The organism is Rhizobacter sp. P2_H3 (assembly GCF_056403355.1).
Genome location: NZ_JBFUFQ010000005.1, coordinates 13,968 through 33,683, shown reverse-complemented (window position 1 = coordinate 33,683; position 19,716 = coordinate 13,968). Strand labels below are relative to the sequence as shown.

21 protein-coding genes are annotated in these 19,716 nt (G+C 67.9%); 7 read left to right on the top strand and 14 right to left on the bottom strand.

Features of this window, described 5'->3' with window-relative positions; translation table 11 throughout:
- Window positions 1–8: 8 nt before the first annotated feature.
- The 3 genes from AC1D1T_RS01855 to AC1D1T_RS01845 form a co-directional block, all read right to left on the bottom strand.
- Entirely contained in the window at window positions 9–1,931 is a 1,923-nt protein-coding gene (locus AC1D1T_RS01855; protein WP_047503681.1) for a PrkA family serine protein kinase, read from the bottom strand.
- 381 nt (window positions 1,932–2,312) lie between these two features.
- Window positions 2,313–3,206: a ParB/RepB/Spo0J family partition protein gene (locus AC1D1T_RS01850; RefSeq protein ID WP_477824452.1), complete on the bottom strand. Its 894-nt coding sequence runs from the start codon at window positions 3,204–3,206 to the stop codon at window positions 2,313–2,315.
- Window positions 3,207–3,223: 17 nt separating this feature from the next.
- Window positions 3,224–3,802, bottom strand: a complete 579-nt coding sequence (locus AC1D1T_RS01845) for an RBBP9/YdeN family alpha/beta hydrolase (RefSeq protein ID WP_477824451.1) — start codon at window positions 3,800–3,802, stop codon at window positions 3,224–3,226.
- A gap of 54 nt (window positions 3,803–3,856) precedes the next feature.
- Between AC1D1T_RS01845 and argC the strand changes: the two genes are divergently transcribed.
- Window positions 3,857–4,798, top strand: coding sequence for an N-acetyl-gamma-glutamyl-phosphate reductase (gene argC / locus AC1D1T_RS01840; protein ID WP_477824450.1), 942 nt, complete (start codon window positions 3,857–3,859; stop codon window positions 4,796–4,798).
- Between the two features lie 16 nt (window positions 4,799–4,814).
- On the opposite strand, the gene AC1D1T_RS01835 is transcribed toward argC, so the two are convergent.
- From AC1D1T_RS01835 to mnmG, 4 genes are read right to left on the bottom strand one after another with little or no spacing between them, the layout of a single operon-like run.
- Window positions 4,815–5,594, bottom strand: coding sequence for a ParA family protein (locus AC1D1T_RS01835; protein ID WP_477824449.1), 780 nt, complete (start codon window positions 5,592–5,594; stop codon window positions 4,815–4,817).
- A 26-nt stretch (window positions 5,595–5,620) separates the two neighbouring features.
- Window positions 5,621–6,238 carry a LysE family transporter gene (locus AC1D1T_RS01830; RefSeq protein ID WP_477824448.1) on the bottom strand — a complete coding sequence of 206 codons (618 nt, stop codon included), beginning with the start codon at window positions 6,236–6,238 and terminating at the stop codon, window positions 5,621–5,623.
- Complete coding sequence (rsmG, locus tag AC1D1T_RS01825; RefSeq protein ID WP_477824447.1) at window positions 6,235–6,888, bottom strand: 16S rRNA (guanine(527)-N(7))-methyltransferase RsmG; 654 nt, start codon at window positions 6,886–6,888, stop codon at window positions 6,235–6,237. The genes AC1D1T_RS01830 and rsmG overlap by 4 nt, the downstream gene beginning before the upstream one ends.
- A complete protein-coding gene (mnmG, locus tag AC1D1T_RS01820) occupies window positions 6,875–8,857 on the bottom strand; it encodes a tRNA uridine-5-carboxymethylaminomethyl(34) synthesis enzyme MnmG (RefSeq protein ID WP_477991289.1) in 1,983 nt (660 codons plus the stop codon). Before mnmG ends, rsmG begins: the two co-directional genes overlap by 14 nt.
- A 129-nt stretch (window positions 8,858–8,986) precedes the next feature.
- On the opposite strand from mnmG, the gene AC1D1T_RS01815 reads away from it, so the two are divergent.
- The 3 genes from AC1D1T_RS01815 (at window position 8,987) to AC1D1T_RS01805 (ending at window position 12,489) form a co-directional block, all read left to right on the top strand.
- Complete coding sequence (locus AC1D1T_RS01815; RefSeq protein ID WP_477824479.1) at window positions 8,987–9,262, top strand: YkgJ family cysteine cluster protein; 276 nt, start codon at window positions 8,987–8,989, stop codon at window positions 9,260–9,262.
- A 76-nt stretch (window positions 9,263–9,338) separates the two neighbouring features.
- On the top strand, window positions 9,339–10,322 hold the full coding sequence (locus AC1D1T_RS01810; RefSeq protein WP_047503661.1) for a Bug family tripartite tricarboxylate transporter substrate binding protein: 984 nt from the start codon (window positions 9,339–9,341) through the stop codon (window positions 10,320–10,322).
- 211 nt (window positions 10,323–10,533) lie between these two features.
- Window positions 10,534–12,489, top strand: coding sequence for a diguanylate cyclase domain-containing protein (locus AC1D1T_RS01805; protein WP_477824445.1), 1,956 nt, complete (start codon window positions 10,534–10,536; stop codon window positions 12,487–12,489).
- Window positions 12,490–12,776: 287 nt separating this feature from the next.
- On the opposite strand, the gene AC1D1T_RS01800 is transcribed toward AC1D1T_RS01805, so the two are convergent.
- Both AC1D1T_RS01800 and AC1D1T_RS01795 read right to left on the bottom strand, forming a co-directional pair.
- Entirely contained in the window at window positions 12,777–12,935 is a 159-nt protein-coding gene (locus AC1D1T_RS01800) for a hypothetical protein (RefSeq protein ID WP_156154782.1), read from the bottom strand.
- Between the two features lie 128 nt (window positions 12,936–13,063).
- Window positions 13,064–13,759, bottom strand: coding sequence for a helix-turn-helix transcriptional regulator (locus AC1D1T_RS01795; RefSeq protein ID WP_047503655.1), 696 nt, complete (start codon window positions 13,757–13,759; stop codon window positions 13,064–13,066).
- Window positions 13,760–13,947: 188 nt separating this feature from the next.
- On the opposite strand from AC1D1T_RS01795, the gene AC1D1T_RS01790 reads away from it, so the two are divergent.
- Window positions 13,948–14,319, top strand: coding sequence for a DUF4902 domain-containing protein (locus tag AC1D1T_RS01790; RefSeq protein WP_047593816.1), 372 nt, complete (start codon window positions 13,948–13,950; stop codon window positions 14,317–14,319).
- A gap of 28 nt (window positions 14,320–14,347) precedes the next feature.
- Here the strand turns inward: AC1D1T_RS01790 and AC1D1T_RS01785 are convergent, their stop codons facing one another.
- From AC1D1T_RS01785 to AC1D1T_RS01765, 5 genes are read right to left on the bottom strand one after another with little or no spacing between them, the layout of a single operon-like run.
- Window positions 14,348–14,830: a GNAT family N-acetyltransferase gene (locus tag AC1D1T_RS01785; protein WP_047503650.1), complete on the bottom strand. Its 483-nt coding sequence runs from the start codon at window positions 14,828–14,830 to the stop codon at window positions 14,348–14,350.
- A gap of 9 nt (window positions 14,831–14,839) precedes the next feature.
- Complete coding sequence (locus AC1D1T_RS01780; RefSeq protein ID WP_477824443.1) at window positions 14,840–16,012, bottom strand: ABC transporter permease; 1,173 nt, start codon at window positions 16,010–16,012, stop codon at window positions 14,840–14,842.
- The gene (locus AC1D1T_RS01775) at window positions 16,009–16,779 is read right to left on the bottom strand and encodes an ABC transporter ATP-binding protein (RefSeq protein ID WP_477991286.1); all 771 of its coding nucleotides are present in this window, start codon (window positions 16,777–16,779) and stop codon (window positions 16,009–16,011) included. Before AC1D1T_RS01775 ends, AC1D1T_RS01780 begins: the two co-directional genes overlap by 4 nt.
- Complete coding sequence (locus AC1D1T_RS01770) at window positions 16,776–18,257, bottom strand: alpha/beta hydrolase (protein ID WP_477991284.1); 1,482 nt, start codon at window positions 18,255–18,257, stop codon at window positions 16,776–16,778. Before AC1D1T_RS01770 ends, AC1D1T_RS01775 begins: the two co-directional genes overlap by 4 nt.
- Window positions 18,254–18,622, bottom strand: a complete 369-nt coding sequence (locus AC1D1T_RS01765; RefSeq protein WP_047503641.1) for a glutaredoxin domain-containing protein — start codon at window positions 18,620–18,622, stop codon at window positions 18,254–18,256. Before AC1D1T_RS01765 ends, AC1D1T_RS01770 begins: the two co-directional genes overlap by 4 nt.
- A 128-nt stretch (window positions 18,623–18,750) precedes the next feature.
- On the opposite strand from AC1D1T_RS01765, the gene gstA reads away from it, so the two are divergent.
- Together gstA and AC1D1T_RS01755 are read left to right on the top strand one after the other, a co-directional pair.
- Complete coding sequence (gene gstA / locus AC1D1T_RS01760; RefSeq protein ID WP_477824440.1) at window positions 18,751–19,356, top strand: glutathione transferase GstA; 606 nt, start codon at window positions 18,751–18,753, stop codon at window positions 19,354–19,356.
- Complete coding sequence (locus AC1D1T_RS01755) at window positions 19,353–19,715, top strand: hypothetical protein (protein WP_477824439.1); 363 nt, start codon at window positions 19,353–19,355, stop codon at window positions 19,713–19,715. The genes gstA and AC1D1T_RS01755 overlap by 4 nt, the downstream gene beginning before the upstream one ends.
- Window position 19,716: the final 1 nt, after the last annotated feature.

The following is a 19,716-nucleotide window of genomic DNA, read 5'->3' as shown; positions in this document are numbered from 1 at the left end:
TCGGCGGGTCAGGAACTCTTACGCACGCGCAGGTACCACTCGCAGAGCAGGCGCACCTGCTTCGACGTGTAGCCCTTGGCGACCATCCGCGTGACGAAGTCCTCGTGCTTCTTCGCCTCGTCGGCGCTCGCCTTCGCGTTGAAGCTGATCACCGGCAGCAGCTCCTCGGTGTTCGAGAACATCTTCTTCTCGATCACCGTGCGCAGCTTCTCGTAGCTCGTCCAGACCGGGTTGTTGCCGGCGTTGTTGGCGCGTGCACGCAGCACGAAGTTGACGATCTCGTTGCGGAAATCCTTCGGGTTCGCGATGCCGGCCGGCTTCTCGATCTTCTCGAGCTCGGCGTTCAGCGAGCCGCGGTCGAACACCTCGCCGGTGTCGGTGTCGCGGTACTCGTGGTCCTGGATCCAGTAGTCGGCATACGTGACGTAGCGGTCGAAGATGTTCTGGCCGTACTCGCTGTAGCTCTCGAGGTAGGCGGTCTGGATCTCCTTGCCGATGAACTCGGCATAACGCACCGCCAGGTGCTCCTTGATGAACGCGAGGTACTTCTGCTCGACCTCGGCCGCGAACTGCTCGCGCTCGATCTGCTGCTCGAGCACGTACATCAGGTGCACCGGGTTCGCGGCGACCTCGGTGCTGTCGAAGTTGAAGACCTTCGACAGGATCTTGAACGCGAAGCGCGTCGAGATGCCGCTCATGCCCTCGTCGACGCCGGCGTAGTCGCGGTACTCCTGGAAGCTCTTCGCGCGCGGGTCGGTGTCCTTCAGGTTCTCGCCGTCGTACACCAGCATCTTCGAGTAGAGGCTGCTGTTCTCGGGCTCTTTCAGGCGCGTGAGGATCGCGAACTGCGACATCATCTTCAGCGTGCCCGGCGCGCAGGTGGCCTGCGCGAGCGACGAGCCGCGCAGCAGCTTCTCGTAGATCTTGACCTCTTCGCTGACGCGCAGGCAGTACGGCACCTTGACGATGTAGATGCGGTCGAGGAAGGCCTCGTTGTTCTTGTTGTTGCGGAACGCCTTCCACTCGCTCTCGTTGCTGTGCGCGAGCACGATGCCGTCGAACGGGATCGCACCGAACCCTTCGGTGCCCTTGTAGTTGCCTTCCTGCGTGGCCGTCAGCAGCGGGTGCAGCACCTTGATCGGCGCCTTGAACATCTCGACGAACTCGAGCAGGCCCTGGTTGGCCAGGCACAGCCCGCCGGAGTAGCTGTACGCATCGGGGTCGTCCTGCGCATAGGTCTCGAGCTTGCGGATGTCGACCTTGCCGACCAGCGACGAGATGTCCTGGTTGTTCTCGTCGCCCGGTTCGGTCTTTGCGATGCCGACCTGCTTCAGCACCGACGGGAAGCGCTTGACGATGCGGAACTTGCGGATGTCGCCGCCGAATTCATCCAGGCGCTTGACGGCCCACGGCGACAGGATGCGCTGCAGGTAGCGGCGCGGGATGCCGTATTCCTTCTCGAGGATGGGGCCGTCCTCGATCGCGTCGAACAGGCCGAGCGGCGACTCGTTCACCGGCGAGCCCTTGATCGCGTAGAACGGCACCTCCTGCATCAGCGCCTTCAGCCGCTCGGCGATCGACGACTTGCCGCCGCCCACCGGGCCGAGCAGGTAGAGGATCTGCTTCTTTTCCTCCAGCCCCTGCGCGGCATGCCGGAAATACGACACCACCTGCTCGATGGAGTCTTCCATGCCGTAGAACTCGGCGAAGGCGGGGTAGATCTTGATGACCTTGTTGGCGAACAGACGGGACAGCCGCGGATCGTTGCGCGTGTCGATGGTCTGTGGATCCCCGATCGCCTTGAGCATGCGCTCGGCAGCGGTGGCGTAGGCCACGGGGTTGCGCTTGCATTCGGCGAGGTACTCTTCCAGCGAGAGTTCCTCCTCACGCGTGCGCTCGAAGCGTGCGGCGAAATGGCTGATCACGTCCATGCTGACCTCCTGAGACATCGGGTGGGCGACAGCGAAGGGGCCACCTTCGCTGCCGTCTGGGGAAGTTCTGATGAAGTCCCGGTTGAGGGCTCCATCAGAGCTTTCCTGTGCGGTCAGCTGATCTCGTGATTCAAGCTTGCGTCATTTCGGGGTGTCGTGTGCGTGGAGATGTGGAGAAATAAGCCCGCTGTTCAACGCTTCGGTGATGTGAAGGTGTACAGCAAATAGTGTGCCCCTGTCTGTTGCAGCGTGTCACCCACCTGAGTGGATGATGCATGCAATGAGCCGTTGGAGGCCGGGGAAGTTCCTGATGCGGGGCTCAGGGATTCTGCGGACGGATCTGCGCAACGATGTGCGGTCCGGCGGTTGTCGATCGGCATGTCAGGTGCTGGTGAGTCCGAGCTTGTCGAGGAGTCCATTCAACTCCTCCAGCGAGCCGAAGGCAATGGCGACTTCGCCTTGTTCGCCCCGCTTGGTGCGCTTCTTGACGCGGATCTCGACCTGTGCCGTCAACGCATCGGAGAGCTCTTCCTCGATGCGTGCGATGTCGCGCGGCTTCTCTTTCGGCACGCGCAGCAGCGGCTGCTGGCGCGACGAGCCGAGCCGGGTCACGAGCTTCTCGGCCTCGCGCACGCTGAGCTTCTTCGCGACGATCTCGCCCGCGCCGAGGATCTGGTGCGCCCCATCGAGCGGCAGCAGCGCGCGGGCGTGGCCCATGTCGAGGTCGCCGGCCATCAGCATCTGCTGCACCGGTTCGGCGAGGTTCAAGAGGCGCAGCAGGTTGCTCGCGGCGCTGCGCGAGCGGCCGACGGCCTGGGCCGCCTGCTCATGCGTCAGGTGGAACTCGTTGACGAGCCGCGCGATGCCGTGCGCCTCTTCGAGCGGGTTCAGGTCTTCGCGCTGGATGTTCTCGATCAGCGCCATCGCGGCGGCCGACTCGTCGGGCACCTCGCGCACCAGCACCGGCACCTCGTCGAGGCCGGCCAGCTTCGCGGCCCGCGTGCGGCGTTCGCCGGCGATGATCTCGTAGCGGTTCGGGCCCACCGGGCGCACCAGCACCGGCTGCATGATGCCCTGCGCCTTGATGCTCTCGGCGAGCTCGTACAGCGAGCCCTCGTCCATGCGCGTGCGCGGCTGGTACTTGCCGGGCTGCAGCTGGGTCAGCTTCAGCGTGCGCGGCGTGCCGTCGTCGGCCGGAACAGGGGAGTCGCTGACCGTGGGGCCGAGCAGTGCTTCGAGGCCGAGACCGAGGCCTTTGGGTTTCTTGGTTGCCATCCGGGCATTTTCCCTGATCACCCGGCGCGGGCCGCGGGCGATCGAAGCGATTGCAGCAGCACGCGTCCCTCGGGCCAGGCGCCGAGCCCGGACTGGCTGTCGATGTGGCCGCGTGGGCCGATGTCGATTTGCCGGCTGCCCCAGGCGCGGGTCATCTGCGCGGCGCGTTCGGCGGCGCAGAACGGGTCGTCGCTGCTGACGACCGCGATGCTCGCGAACGGCAGGGCCTGGCGGGCGATCGGGCGCCAGGGCGTCAGCTGGGGCGGCATGTCGGGGCGCTCGATGTCGGGCGGCGCGACCAGCAGCGCGCCGCGCACGCGGGCCGTGTGCCGCGAGTGCGAGGCCCATGCGGCGACCAACTGGCAGCCGAGGCTGTGCGCCGCCAGCAGCGCGGGCCGCTCGTCCTGCAGCAGCACCTCTTCGAGGCGGGCCATCCAGTCGCCGCGTTTCGGCCACAGCCAGTCGGCCTGCTCGACGCGGAGGTCGCCGTGTTCACGTTCCCAGAGGCTTTGCCAGTGACCGGGGTCGGAGTTCTCCCAGCCGGGGAGCAGGAGCACCCGCACGTCGTGCAGGGCTTGCGGATCAGCGTTTGTCATGCAGGTGGCTTATCCTCGCGGTCCGAGTTCTTTTTCAGGCGGGTGGACGATTCAATGAAGCATCGCGTGTTTGTCGACGGCCAGGAAGGCACGACCGGTCTGCGCATCAACGAGTACCTGGCGGCGCGCAGCGACGTCGAAGTGTTGCGCATCGATGCCGACCGGCGCAAGGATGCCGCCGAACGCGCCCGCCTGCTGAATGCCGCCGACGTGGCCTTCCTGTGCCTGCCCGATGCGGCGTCGCGCGAGGCCGCGGCCCTGGTGACGAACCCGAACACCTGCCTGATCGACGCCAGCACGGCCCACCGCACGGTGCCGGGCTGGGTGTTCGGCCTGCCCGAACTGGCTGCCGACCAGCGCGCGAAGATCCGCGGCAGCAAGCGCCTCGCGAACCCCGGTTGCCATGCCAGCGCCTTCATCCTGCTGATGCGTCCGCTGGTGGATGCCGGGCTCGTGCCGGCGCCGCTCGGCGTCAGCGCCACGTCGATCACCGGCTACTCCGGTGGCGGCAAGAAGATGATCGAGCAGTACGAGGCGGGCGGTGATGCGCGCCTCGATGCGCCGCGGCCCTACGGCTTGACGCTCGCGCACAAGCACATTCCCGAGATGATGGCCCACACCGGGCTCACGACGAAGCCGGTATTCATGCCGATCGTTGGCAGGTTCTACAAGGGCTTGGCGGTGAGTGTGCCCTTGCACTTGGCAAGCCTGTCGGCGAGTGCGAGCCCGGAGTCGCTGCATGCGGCGCTGACGAAGCGCTACGACGGCGAGCGCTTCATCCGCGTGATGCCGCTGCGCGATGCGGCGACGCTCGAGGACGGCTTCTTCGACGTGCAGGCCTGCAACGACAGCAACCGCGTCGACCTGTTCGTGTTCGCGAACGAGAGCCAGGTGCTGCTGATGTCGCGGCTGGACAACCTCGGCAAGGGCGCCAGCGGTGCGGCGGTGCAGACGATGAACGTGCACCTCGGGCTGGACGAAGGGCTGGGGCTCTGAGTCGACGGGACGGGCGTCAGGCCGGCACGGCCTCGCGGGCCCGCGCGACCATCTCGGCCGCGAATTCGACGAAAGCCTGCGCGCCCCGCGAGGCGGGGTCGAACACCACGCCGGGCAGGCCGTAGCTGGGCGCTTCGGCCAGGCGCACGTTGCGCGGGATCACGGTGTTGAACACCTTGTCGCCGAAGTGCGTCTTCAGCTGATCGCTGACCTGTTGCTGCAGCGTGATGCGCGGATCGAACATCACCCGCAGCAGGCCGATCAGCTGCAGCTCGGGGTTCAGGTTGGCGTGCACCTGCTTGATGGTGTTGACCAGGTCCGACAGGCCTTCGAGCGCGAAGTACTCGCACTGCATCGGCACGACCACGCCATGGGCGCTGCACAGGCCGTTCAAGGTCAGCAGGCTCAGCGACGGCGGGCAGTCGATCAGCACGAAGTCGTAGTCGGTCGAGACCGCCTCGAGCGCGGTCTTCAGGCGCTTGTCGCGCCGCTCCAGCTTGACCAACTCGACCTCGGCGCCGGCGAGCTCACGGTTCGCGCCCAGCACGTCGTAGCCGACCTTGTCACTGCGCTGGCGGGCCTCGGCGATCGTGGCCGACTCCAGCAGCACGTCGTAGACGCTCAGCGACAGCGCGCGCTTGTCGATGCCCGACCCCATCGTCGCATTGCCCTGCGGGTCCAGGTCGACGACGAGCACGCGCTGGCCGATCTGCGCCAGGCCGGCGGCCAGGTTGACGGTGGTCGTCGTCTTGCCGACGCCGCCTTTTTGGTTCGCGATGCAGAAGATGCGGGTCATGGAGGAGGGCGCTGCTGGAAGAGGGATCAGTTGCTGCCGAGGCGGATGCCGAAGCCGATCAGGAAGATACCAGCCGCCTTCTGCAACCACGCGGCCCATCGGCGGTGCCGGCGAACTTTGTTCGACACCGACTGCGCGAAGGCGCACAGCGCCAGGCAGTAGGCGAGGGTGATCAGTGCGATCGTCGCGGCCATCGCGGCAAAAGTGACCGCGCCGCGCTGGGTGGCAGGGTCGATGAAAAGCGGGAAGAAGGCCATGTAGAACACGATGGCCTTCGGGTTCAGCAAGGTGATCAGGAAAGCCTGGCGTGCGTAGTCGCGCGGCTCGATGCGGATGGGCGAGGCGTCGCCGGGCCGGGCCAGCAGCAGCCGCAGGCCGATCCAGGCCAGGTAGGCTGCGCCGCCGTACTGCACCCACCGAAATGCTGTGGGGTGTGAGGCGAGCAAGGCCGCGACGCCGCCGACGGCCAACCACAGCAGCACCTGGTCGCCAGCGATCACACCGAGTGTGGCGGCCGCACCGGCACGGAATCCGCCTTTGGCGGTCGAGGTCAGCAAGGCCAGCGTGCCCGGACCGGGCAGGGCGAGGAACAGCACGATGGCCAGACAGAACGAGCCGTAGTCGGAGATGCCGAGCGCGCTCATTCGGCAGCCTTCGGGCGGATCCAGACCAGGCAGCGCTCGGCATCCAGGTCGGGAACGGTCAATGGTTCCACGTGAAACACATCGAGGGTGGCCGGCAGCTCGGCGATTTCGGCGGTCGGTGCCTTGCCCTTCATCGCCATCCAGATGCCGCCCGGGGCAAGGTGCTTTTCAGTCAGCCGGGTGAAGTCGCTCAGCGAGGCAAAGGCACGGGAGGTGATCACGTCGGCTTGGGCGGGTGGCATCGCCTCGACCCGTGCGTGCTCGGAACGCAGCTGCCGCAAACCCAGTTCGGCGGCAGCCTGCTGGATGAAGCTGGCCTTCTTGCCAACGGTGTCGACGCAGGTGATGCGCCACGACGGCTCGGCGATGGCGAGCACGACACCCGGGAGACCGGCGCCGCTTCCGACATCGAGCACCCGCAACGGTCGCCCGGCGGCATGCCGGCGCAGCGGCCCGACGACCGACAGGCTGTCGAGCAGGTGGTGCGTCAGCATCTCGGACGGGTCGCGGACGGCCGTCAGGTTGTAGACCCGGTTCCACTTTGCGATCAACGCCTGGTAGGCCAGCAGCCGAGCTTGCTGGTCGGCGTCGAGCGTGAGCCCGAGCCGGTCCAATCCGCGGGCGAGGGTATCGGCCTCAGGCGGCTGCATCGGTCGGCGTGCTGTCGTTGCCGGCGCGGTCGGCGGCCATGAACTCCTTGAAGCGACCCTTCTTCAGGTGGATCAGCAGCAGCGAGATCGCGGCCGGGGTGATGCCTGAAATGCGCGAGGCCTGTCCCAGGGTCTCCGGCCGGTGCTTCGCTAGCTTCTGGCGCGCCTCGAAACTGAGCGCGGTGACCTGGGCGTAGTCGAGCTCGGCCGGCAGGCGCAGGCTCTCGAAGTGGGCGGCCCGCTCGACTTCATCGTTCTGCTTGGTGATGTAGCCGGCGTACTTGATGCTGATCTCGGCCTGCTCGATCACGGTGTCGGCGAGCGTCTGGCCCAGTTCGGCATGAAGGGCCGGGCGCGAAACACCGGCCTCCGGCTTCGCGATGGAAGCGACGGCAGCGACTGCATCGAAATCCACCCCGGGCCGACGCAGCAGGTCGGCCAGGCTGTATTCGTGCTCGATGGCTTTGCCCAGCAGCCGCTCGGCATCCGCGGCCGGCAGCAGGTTGGGGTGCACCCAGGTCGAGCGCAAGCGCTCGGTTTCACGTGAAACAGCATCGCGCTTGCGATTGAACGCATCCCAGCGCGCGTCGTCCACCAGGCCCATGTCCCGGCCAGCCTCGGTGAGCCGGAGGTCGGCGTTGTCCTCGCGCAGCTGCAGCCGGAATTCGGCGCGGCTGGTGAACATGCGGTAGGGCTCGGTGACGCCCTTCGTGATCAGGTCGTCGACCAGCACGCCGAGGTAGGCCTGGTCGCGGCGAGGCGTCCAGGCGTCCTGCCCTCGCACCTGGCGGGCGGCGTTGATGCCGGCGAACAGCCCCTGGGCCGCCGCTTCTTCGTAGCCGGTCGTCCCGTTGATCTGGCCCGCGAAGAACAGGCCGCCGATGGCCTTGGTCTCGAAGCTGGCCTTCAGGCCGCGCGGGTCGAAGTAGTCGTACTCGATCGCATAGCCCGGCCGAAGGATGTGCGCGTTCTCCAGCCCTTGCATCGAGCGCACCGCGGCGAGCTGGATGTCGAAGGGCAGGCTGGTACTGATGCCGTTCGGGTAGAACTCGTGGGTCGTGAGGCCTTCGGGCTCCAGGAAGATCTGATGCGAGTCCTTGTCGGCGAAGCGGTTGACCTTGTCTTCGATGCTCGGGCAGTAGCGCGGCCCCACGCCCTCGATGACGCCGGTGAACATCGGGCTGCGGTCAAAGCCGCTGCGGATGATCTCGTGCGTGCGCTCGTTGGTGTGCGTGATCCAGCAGGGCAACTGCTGCGGATGCTGCGAGGCATGGCCCATGAAGCTGAACACCGGCACCGGATCGAGGTCGCCGGGCTGCTCGGTCAGCTTCGAGAAATCGATCGAGCGGCCGTCCAGCCGCGGCGGCGTGCCGGTCTTCAAGCGCCCCTGCGGCAACTTCAGCTCTTTCAACCGGGCCGACAGCGAGACTGCCGGCGGATCTCCGGCGCGGCCGCCCGCATGGTTCTGCAGGCCGACATGGATGCGCCCGTCCAGGAACGTGCCGGCGGTCAGCACGACGGCCCGGGCGCGGAAGCGGATGCCCACCTGGGTGACAGCGCCGACCACGCGATCGCCCTCGACGATCAGGTCATCGACCGCCTGCTGGAACAGCGTCAGGTTCGGCTGGTTCTCCAGCCGGTGGCGAATGGCCGCCTTGTAGAGGATGCGATCCGCCTGCGCGCGGGTCGCGCGAACCGCAGGGCCCTTCGAGCCATTGAGGATGCGGAACTGGATGCCGGCTTCGTCGGTTGCGGTCGCCATCGCACCACCGAGCGCATCGACCTCCTTGACCAGGTGCCCCTTGCCGATGCCGCCGATCGACGGGTTGCAGCTCATCTGGCCCAGCGTCTCGATGTTGTGCGTCAGCAGCAAGGTGCTGCAACCCATGCGTGCGGCGGCGAGCGCGGCCTCGGTGCCGGCATGGCCGCCGCCGACGACAATCACGTCGAAATCATGGGGGAACAACATGGGGGCTCCGGTTGGGGTCACGGCAGCAATGTCGGCTGCTGCAAACGCAGGGCGTGAGGGACGCCGGCGAAGGTCGGATTTTAGGCGGGGGGCGGCTTTCCGTCACCTTGGTTTCACGTGGAACAACCGATGAGCATGGGTTTGAAGTGCCGACCGACGTGTGGGGCGTGTTGCATCGCGCCGTCGATCAGCACGCCGATTCCCGGGATGCCGAATGGCAAGCCGGCGGGCGTGCCCTGCGTGCAGCTCGACGCGGATCTGCGCTGCAGGATCTTCGGGCACCCCGAGCGGCCGGCCGTCTGCGGCTCGCTGCAGCCCAGCACCGAGATGTGCGGCGCGGATGCCATCCACGCAATCCACTGGTTGACCCAGCTTGAACACCAGACCCGCCCCGCGTCGCCTTGACGCTGCGGCTACCCCCAATGCCCCGGCCGCCGAGGCTCTCTAGACTCGTTCATCCCTACTGCGCGGAGCCATCGACATGCGATTCCCATCCATCACCCGCCGCGACTGGCTGGCCGCTGCGGCGGCAGGCTCCCTTCCCACGATCGGCTGGGGGCAGGGCGCGGCCTGGCCGACCAGGTCGATCCGCTTCGTCGTGCCGTTCGCACCGGGCGGCAGCTCGGAGATCGTGGCTCGTTCAACGGCTGTCGAACTGAGCAAAGGCCTTGGCCAGACCGTCTACGTCGAGAACAAGCCGGGCGGCAGCGGCAACATCGCGATGGCCGACGTGGCACACGCCGACGACCAGCACACGCTGATCCTGGGGCACATCGGTACGCTCGCCGTGAACCCGTTCATGTACGACAAGCTGCCGTACGACCCAGTCAAGGATTTCCGCCCGATCACCTTGCTGGCCAAGGTGCCGAGCCTCTACGTCGTTCACCCGGACGTCCCGGCGAAGACCCTGAAGGAGTTCATCGCGCTGGTGCGCAGCAAGCCGGGACAAATGAACTTCGGCTCGGCCGGCAACGGCAGTGCAGGGCACCTGGCGATGGAGTACCTGAAGGCCGTCGCCAACCTGTTCATCGTCCATGTTCCCTATCGCGGCACCGGACCCCAGCTGACGGACCTGCTGGCGGGGCGGCTCGATGCGGCCTCGGTCGGCGCGCCGGCCATCCTGCAGTTCATCAAGGCCGGCAAGCTGCGCTGCCTGGCGACAGGCTCGAAGCAGCGCCTCGCGCAACTGCCCGACGTGCCGACCGTGGCCGAGCAAGGGTTTCCGAACTTCGAGATGACGCAGTGGTATGGGTTGATGGCCCCATCCAGCCTCGCGCAAACGTATGCGGACCGCCTCGCGGTGGAGGCGGCGAAGGCGATACGTTCGCAGGCCGCCAAGGAGCGCCTGGAGGGCGATGCGGCCGAGGCGATCGGCAACACCCCGGCGCAGTTCGCGCAGTTCATCGCCCAGGAGCAGGCGCGCTGGAAGCCGGTGATCACGCGGGCGCGCATCAAGCCGGACTGATCCGGCAAGGGCGGAACTGCACCGCGATCGACCCGCTTCCCGGCGTTTTGCCGCCTGGGGGTGCGTGGGAGCATCCGCGGGCACGGTTTGTCGGGCGGCGCTGGGTTGCCGCCGACACCGTGGGTTGGATCCGCTGTCCATGGTCTTGATGTTTCGTCAGCTGCTGCGTCGGGTTGCGTCCTCGGTCAAATTCAAGATCGTTGCCGCCGGCGTGGTCACTGCGGTTGCCGCCACGGCCGTCACGACGCACTTCGTCCTGTCGACCACGCAGAGCCGCTCGCGGCAGCAACTGCTGCTGCAAAGCGCCAATGACGTCGAGCGCACGGCCAACCTGCTGTCGAGCAAGCTCGAACTGCTGCAGACGGCGCTGCAGGGCGTCGCGAGCCAGGTGCGGCCCGAGATGCTGCGCGACCGGCCGGCATTGACGCAGTTCCTGGTCGACAAGCCGTCGGCGGGGCTGCTGTTCGATTCCGTTTTCATCCTGGCCCCGAACGGGGATCTGCTGGTGCGCCTCGAGAAGGGCGTGCCGGGCACCCAGTTTCCGAACCTGGCCGACCGCGAATACTTCCGGCGCGCGATGCGCGAGAAGCTGCCGGTGGTCTCACGGCCGCTGGTCAGCGCGATCAGCCATGCGGCCGTCCTGATCTTCGCCGTGCCGGTGCGGCAGGTCGATGGCCAGGTCACGGCCGTCGTCGGTGGCGCGCTGCGCCTGGACAAGACAGGGCTGCTGTCATTCCTGCGCGACTCGTCCGGCCGCGACAACTCGCGCGATCTCGTCATCGATCGCAGCGGGCAGATCCTCGCGCATGCCGATCCGAAGCGGATCATGGGCCATGCGCGCGACGAGGTCGGGCTGAGTGCGGAGTTCGAGCGCTGGACCCTCGACGGCAGCACGATCCACGTGGAGGGGGCGGCCTCGCTGGGCCATGGCTACCTGGTCGCGCTGGCCGGGGTGCCCGCTGCGGAATGGATGCTGATTCACGTCACACCGGAGGCGGACGCGATGCAGTCGCTCGCCGCGGCACGCGACACGGCGTGGCGCGTCGGCGCGATCGTGGGGCTCGCGGCGGCGCTGCTCGCGGGCTTGCTGGCCTGGTTCATCACGCGGCCCATCTCCCAGCTGCATGCGAGGGCGATGAGCCTGCTCGATGACGAGGCGGCCATCCGCGGCGACTGGCCGCGCGGTGAAGGGGAGATCGGGGCGCTGTCGCGCGCGTTCCAGCACGTCGTCGAACAGCGGGTGCTGCGGGGTCGTGAGACGCACCGGCTGCTGGTGCAGCTGCAGGCGGTTCTCGATGCGGCGCATGCCGGCATCGCGCTCACGCGCGAAGGGCGCTTCGAGCTGGTGAGCCGGCACTTCTGCGAGCTGTTCGGACGCGACAAGGCCGAGTTGCTCGGGCATGACACGCGGCTGATCTTCACGAGCGAGCTGCAGCACCAGCAGCTGAGCCAGCAGTCGCGCGATGCGCTCGACGCCGATGGTGCCTACGAGGCGGAGAGCCCGCTCGCGCGGCGCGACGGCAGCACGTTCCGGGCGCACATCCGCGGCAACCTGCTGCCCGGCAGCGACCGCCGCGCCGGCATCATCTGGATCATCGAGGACGTGACCGAGGCGCATGAGCGCAACGCGCGCCTGTCCTGGTCGGCCACCCATGACGCGATGACGCGCCTGGCCAACAGGGTGCAATTCGACCAGGTCCTCGAAGAGGCGACCCAGCGCGCCGGCGAGCAGCCGTTCTGCGCACTGTTCATCGACCTGGATCGCTTCAAGGCCGTCAACGACACGGCGGGGCATGCGGCGGGAGACGCGTTGCTGCGTGACGTCGCATCGCAATTGCAGGAGCGGGTGCGCCCGTCGGACACGGTGGCGCGCCTCGGCGGCGACGAGTTCGCGGTGTTGCTGCCGCACTGTCCGGTCAAGCGCGCGCTGGCCATTGCAGACAGCCTGAGGGCCGCGATCAACGGCTATCGCCTGGAGTGGGAAGGCCGCAGCCTCGGCGTCGGCGCGAGCATCGGGCTCGTGCAGGTCGACGCCAGCTTCGCGAATGCGGCGGCGGTGCTCAAGGCCGCCGACATGGCGTGCTACGCCGCGAAGCGCGATGGACGGAACCAGGTGGTGGTCTATACCACTGCGATGGCTGCGTCGCGGAATCTGGTGGGGGTTTGAAGGGCCGGCCTCGGGACCGAGGCGGCCGGGCCAAGCCTGTTGTCACTTCGACAATTCAAAGCGCAACAGACCTGGCTTGGCACGACTGACATTGACGAGATCAGGGACACCCCTGTCTCTTCGAGGGAACCTCGCTGCGGTGACAGCCGCTCACGGGTTCCTCTTCGATTTACTACTTCCTCCGCTGAGTTCGTTGCAGTGATCCCGGGAATTTGGAGCGCCCGACCACTGCTCGATCAACTTTTACTACGGTCACACACACACGACTGGACTTGCGTCCAGGAATCTCACCAAGTCTTGTTCGGCTGGTCGGTGCCGCCGCTGATCAAACGCAGCAACTTGCTGTCGAGAACGACGGGCTCATTGCGAACGATCTTCGATTCGTTTTCGAAACGAGCGTTGTCGTTCGATTGCGTCGAGGGGATCAGTGCGATTGCTTGTTGCATGAGGAGCTCCTGGCTTGCTGCGTGCACGCCAACTCGTGCACTGGCTCTATTGCAGCAGCCCCCCTCGTTTGCGGTAACTGTCAGCTCTTACAGGTATCGCTGCACGCCAAGTTCAGGCAGTGCAAAACTCAACGAATCAGACCCATGCGCAAGGCCTTCAAGACGGCCTGATGCTTGTTGACGCAGCCAAGCTTGTGCATTGCATTGTTCACATGCAGTACAGCAGTTCGCTCACTGATACCGAGGATGTTGCCGACTTCCCATGCGGTCTTGCCATCCATCGTCCAGCGCAAGGTTTCGACTTCACGTGGCGTGAGTGGCGACGTCCCTGGCTCCTGGGCCGTGGGGATGAGGATGCGTGATGCGGTCTCGTAGGCGTGCACGGTGAACAGCTGCAGGTCGGCGACGATGCGCGTCAGCTCCTGGCGGTCCGTCGGCAGCGGCTGATCCCGCTCGACACCGAACATGAAGTGTTTGCCGTCAGGCAGATGCAGCGTCAGCCCGATGCCGTGCGAATAGCCGAAGCGGGCTTGCTGCTCCCACTTCTCGCCCTGGCCCACCGAGGTGTACGTCTTCTGATCCCAGATGATGGGAACACTCTGTCGCTTGCAATGCTGCATCACCGGGTCGGTGCGGCCATTGCCCACCTCCTCGAACGAATCCCGGTACGCCGACGGCGCATTGTCGACGGCGATGAATTCCGGGTCGCCCAGGAAATGGTCGATGACCGTGATGGCGCTGACTTTCTCGAAGCCGAGTTGCTGTGCAAAGCGAACGATCTCGCCCTGGAACTCCTCGCGGGTTCCAGCTTGCAGCACCGACATGTACCCACCTTGCAGCATGGTCCTCTCACCTCGCAACCGTTTGCTCCGGCCTCACTACCTCAAGCGACCCTGACAGGTCTTACAGCTGACAGAGATTACAGCTGGCAAGGTTTACAGCTAGGCGCGACCGTGACTTGACCACATTATTGGCCAATCACAAAACTCAGGGATCAACACGATCAACCGCTATGACGCCTGCATGGACCATCTACGCCTGGCCGCCCGTCAAGTGGCAGGCGGACAGTACCCCCGATCTTCACTTCGTGCATTTGGGCACACGCGTGTTGAATCCTGGTGACGATGCCGGGCCGAGCACCGGCCAGACGCTGTGGGGCGGGCCGCTCTCCGAAGGCGCGGCCGGCGTGGCGTGGGACTGGGTGCAACTCGAGCAGGGGATCGTCGCGATGGCCGACCCGCTCGGCCTGATCACGAACCTGCAGTTGCTCGGTGCCGGTGGCGAGAAGCTGAGCGGCATGGAAGTGGCGATGCGGCTCAACGAGATCGTGCACACGCTGCCGTGGCAGAACGAGGTGCAGCGGGCGCTGGACCGCGCGGCCTGACACGCGGCCTGCGGGCCGCACCATCGATTCAGCCTGCGGCGAGCACCATCTCGGTGTGCGGGATGCCGTCTTCGAGGTAGCGCTCGCCGACCACCACGAACCCGAAGCCCGCATAGAAGGCCTCCAGCCGCGACTGCGCCGAGATGCGGATTCCGTGCCCCGGCAGCACCTCGTGCGCATGCGCGATCGCGCGCCGCACCAGCTCGCGGCCGAGACCCAGGCCGCGCGCGGCCTCGCTGGTGATCACGCGGCCGATCGACGGCTCCACGTACTTCGCGCCGGGCGGCAGCACTCGGGCATACGCGAACGGCTGGCGCTGCGCAGGCAGCCACGCGGCGAGGTGCCACGCCGCCTCGTCATGGCCGTCGACATCGAGGTAGGCGCAGTTCTGCTCGACCGAGAAGACCTGCTGGCGCGTCATGTAGATGTCGTGCAGCTCGCGCAGCGAGAGTTCGTCGAAGCGGCAGAAGCGCCATTGCAGCGCGTCGAGGGAAAGAGGTGAAGTGCTCATCCCCGCATGCTATCGAACGGCGGCAGCGCGCAGGTGCTTCGCCACGAAGACGACGCTCACCACCGTCAGCACCGTGCAGACCGCCAGCGAGACCGCCACCGGCTGCATCGCCAGCGCCTCGCCCTTCAGCACGCGCGTCATCAGCGTGAACTGCGCGAGTCCCGGCACCCAGGCGTGCCACCAGGCTTCGCCAGTCTGGTTGAAGAGCGTCATCAGCGGCAGCAGCGAGGCCGCGAGCACCACCACCGTGCTGTTCGCCTGGGCCTCCTTGAAGGTCTTGCAGCGGATCGCCACCGCCATCAGCAGTGCCGACAAGGCCGCCGCCAGCGGCAGCAGCAGCGCGATGAACAGCATCGCCTCGACCCAGCCGAACTGGAACATCGCCTGCAGCGTGTCGCTGCGCAGCAGCCACTGCGCCGGCAGGAAGCTCAGGCAGCACAGCACTGCGATCAGCATCGCGAGCGCGAACACCGCGCCCCATTTGCCGCCGACCAGCGCCCAGCGCGGTGCCGGGTTGGCCAGCAGGGGCTCCAGCGACCCCCGCTCGCGCTCGCCGGCAGTCGTGTCAAGCGCGGCGTTCAGCGCGCCGTAGACCACCGCCATGATCACGAAGAACGGCAGCATGCCGGTGAGCTGCGCGGCGCGGCCCTGCGCGCTCGCGAGATCGCGCTCCTCGACCTGCATCGGCTCCAGCAGCTGGGGTGAGACGCCGCGCAGCGCCAGGCTCAGCGCGCCGCGCTCGCGGGCATAGGCCGCGAGCAGCCGCTGCACGCGCCCGGCACCGGCCTCGGCCGCCTTGTTGCCGGTGTCGGAGACGATCGCAAGCGCCGGCTGCTCGCCGCGCAGCAGCGCGGCCTCGAAGCCGGGCGGGACCACCAGCACCGGATCGCCGAGCTTCTGCGCGCGCAGCTTCGCTTCGTAGTCGGCTGGCGCCGGCGTCACGACATAGCTCTGCCGCTCGATGAAGTTGCGCAGCGCCGGCGCATGCTCGATGCCCGACACGACCACCTCGCGCTTCTCGGCCTGCGCCTCCAGCGTCGCGATCAGGCTCGACAGCGCGACCAGCACCAGCGGCCCGAGCAGCACGCTCGAGATCAGCACGACGATCAGCGTGCGGCGGTCGCGCAGCGCATCGGCCAGCTCCTTGCGCAGCACGATCAGCAACAACGACAAACCGCTCATGCCGCGTGCTCCGCCTGTGCGAGCTCGTCAGCGAAAGCGAGCTTCACGAATGCCTCCTCGAAGTCCCGCTCGCCGGTCTGCGCGAGCAGCTCGCCCACCGTGYCGCTGGCGACGGTGCGCCCGTGCGACACCACCGAGACGCTGTCGCACAGCCGTTCCACCTCTTGCATGATGTGCGTCGAGAACACGATGCACTTGCCGCCGCCGGCCGGGCTGCGCAGGTGGCGCAGCACCTCGCGCAGTGCGCGCGTGGCGAGCACGTCCAGACCGTTGGTCGGCTCGTCCAGCACGATGTTCGCGGGGTCGTGCACCAGCGCGCGCGCCAGCGCGGTCTTCATGCGTTCTCCCTGGCTGAAGCCGTCGGTGCGGCGCTCCAGCAGCGGCTTCAGGTCCAGCGATTCGGCCAGTGCCTCGGCGCGCGCCTGGGCGGCGTCGCGCGAGAGCCCCTGCAGCCGACCGTAGTAGACGATGTTCTCGCGCGCGCTGAGCCGTGGCGAGAGCCCGCGCGCGTCGGCCAGCACGCCCATGCGCGCCAGCGCCGCCCGCGGCTGCGTCGCGACGTCCAGCCCGTCGACGGCCAGCCGGCCGGCGTCCGGCGTGATCAGCCCGGCCAGCATGCGCAGCGTCGTCGTCTTGCCGGCGCCGTTCGGCCCGAGCAGGCCGGTGATGCAGCCGTCGGGCGCGTGCAGGTGCACGTCGGCGACGGCCTGCACGCTGCGCCCGCGCGCGGCCGTGAAGCGCTTCGCGACGTGGTCGATGTGGATCATGGCGTCGCTCCGGTCTGCAAGGGGACGAAGGCCGGCGGGCGCGGCACCGCGACCAGGCAGCTCGTGTCGAGCGCGAGTGCCGCGGCATTGTCGGCCGCGTCGATGAAGCGCTGTATCAGGTCGCGCGCGCAGCCGACGCCCATCACGCCGTGGCCGGCATTCGGCACCACCACCGAGCGTGCCTGCGCGCCCAGCGCGCGCGCGACGCGGTCCGCATGGCGCGGCGGGGTGATCGGGTCGAGCCCGCCGCTGAGCAGCAGCACCGGCGTCGCGCTGGCCGCCAGGCGGTAGAACGCCTCGGGCACCGCACCGCGCGGCCAGCTGGCGCAGACGCGCTCGTACAGCGCACCCAGCGTGCGGCCGAAGTCGGCGCCGGGCGGGTCGGTGGCCTGCGCCATCCGCGGCACATCCTCCGCGCAGACCACGCTGAAATGCATGCCCATCGCGAGGCCCATGCCCTTGCGCGCCCCCAGCAGTCCGCCCAGCCCGACCAGGCCGTCGACACGACCCTGCGCCGCCTCGTGCAGCGCCGTCGGCAGCGCGGCGGCGATCCATGGCGCATACAGCGTGCCGCGCACCGCGCCCAGCACCATCTCGCGCGTCAGTGTGAAGCGCTCGATGCGGCCGGTGAGCGGGTGGGCCGCGCTGACCTCGCGCGGCAGGCCGGCGAGCAGTGCCTTCCAGTCGGCACGCAGCGTCGGATGCGCGCGCGTGCACTCCGCCTCGGCCTCGCAGGCGGCGAGCAGTGCGTCGAAGGCCTGCTGGCCGTCGGTCGAGAAGCTGACCGGCAGCACCATGTCGGCCGGCGCGACGCCGTCGAGCACGCTGCGCCGCAGCCGGTCCGGAAACTGCCGCTGGTACTCCAGCGCGGCGCGCGTGCCGTACGACGCGCCGAGCAGATTGATGCGCGGGGCGCCCAGCTGCGTGCGCACGGCATCGAGGTCCTGCATCGCGAGCGTGGTCGTGAAGAAGCCGAGGTCGGCCGGCGCGGCGAGCGGGGCACGCGTGGCGAGCCGGTCGCGGCATGTGGCCATGCGGGCGAACTGCCGCGCCGGGTCGGCCTCGTCGGCGAGCGCCGCCTCGCCGGCCTTCGCCTCATCCTCGCACGCGAGCGGTGCCGAGCGTCCGGTGCCGCGCTGGTCGACGAACACGATGTCGCGCCGGTTGTTCAGGCGCTGGAACAGCGGCATCACGCTGCCGGCCAGCGAGATCGCGCTCTGGCCCGGCCCGCCGGCCAGCAGGAACACCGGGTCGGGCAGCTTGCGGCGGGCCATCGCCGGCACGACGACGTAGTGCACGTCGATCTGCGGCCCGGCCGGCCGGGCCGGGTCGAGCGGCCGCCGCACCTGGCCGCAGCGCACCTCGTTGCGCAGCCCGGCCACGCGGCACGGTGTCGTCGCCTCGTCTGCGGCGCGCGCCGGCGCCGCCGCAACGGCGAGCAGGGCCACCAGCGCCGCGGCAAGCAGCGTGCGCGTCATTCGCCCAGCAGCCGCTTCAACTCGCCGCTGTCGATCAGCCGCTGCACGTCGGTCTGCCCGCCGACCAGCGTGCCCTTGACGAACACCATCGGGAAGGTCGGCCAGCCGGTCCACATCTTCAGCGCCGCGCGGCGCCGCCACAGGCTGAAATAGCTGCCGTACTCCAGGTAGTGGTGCGCGACGCCGGCGGCTTCGAGCGCCCGGCGCACGCCGCGGCAGTGCGGGTTCTGCGCCATGCCGACCACCAGCACCGGGTTCGAGGCGGCGGCCGCCTGCACGTTGTGGACGATGTCCGCGTTCAGCGTCGCGACCTTCTCGCGGATCGCCGGGTGCAATCGGGATTCTTCAAGGACTTGGCGCGGCATGCAGGCTCCAGGGCAGGTCGGTGCAAAGGCGGGAGATTAGCCGACACGGGCACCTCCTCGGCCCCGATGGCGTCGCTGGCCCGCCCGCTGTGTAATACCGGGTCCGCCACTCCCGACGAAGGCTCACCATGAAGCTCTACTACAGCCCCGGCGCCTGCTCTCTGTCGCCCCACATCGTGCTGCGCGAGGCCGGGCTCGCGTTCGAACCGGTGCTGGCCAGCACCAAGACGCACCAGCTCGCCGACGGCACCGACTACTACACGATCAGCCCGAAGGGCTATGTGCCGCTGCTCGAGCTGGACACCGGCGAGCGGCTGACCGAAGGCCCGGCCATCCTGCAGTACCTCGCCGACCAGGTGCCGACCAAGAACCTGGTGCCGGCCAATGGCACGATGCTGCGCTACCGGGTGCAGGAGTGGTTGAACTTCATCACCAGCGAGCTGCACAAGGGCTTCGGCGTGCTGTTCAACCCGGCGATGCCGGAAGAGGCGAAGGCGGTGATGCGCAGCAAGGTGCAGGGCCGCTTCGCGTGGATCGACGCGCAGCTGAGCGGCAAGGCCTACTTGATGGGCGAGCACTTCAGCATCGCCGACGCCTACCTCTACACCGTGAGCCGCTGGGCGCCGCGTGTGGGCGTCGAGATCGGCGGGCTGGCGAACGTGACGGCATACGTGGCGCGGGTTGGCGCACGGCCCGCCGTCAAGGATGCGTTGCAGGCGGAAGGCTTGACGTGATCCACCTTCGAAGCGCCTTCGCCGGGGTGTTTGCCGTGGTGGCGATGGGGGCGCAGGCCGCCCCGGCCCCCGGCCGTTACGAGGCGCAGCTGTGCGTCGCGCTGTCGGACACCGCGCCCACCTGCGGCCCGGCGCAGGTCGACTGGCGCAGCGGCCAGCGCGTGCGTGTCCAGCTCAGCGACATCGTCTACCAGCTGAAGCTGCACAGCAGCCAGCTCGATGTCGTGCTGAAGCAGGGCAGCATGCAACTCGACGAGTTCAGTGCCGACTATGCGTGGCAGGGCGACACGCTGCAGTTCGCCGACCGCGACAAGGACGCGCGCTACGAGCTGCAGCTCGGCGCGCGCCGGAAGAAGTAGC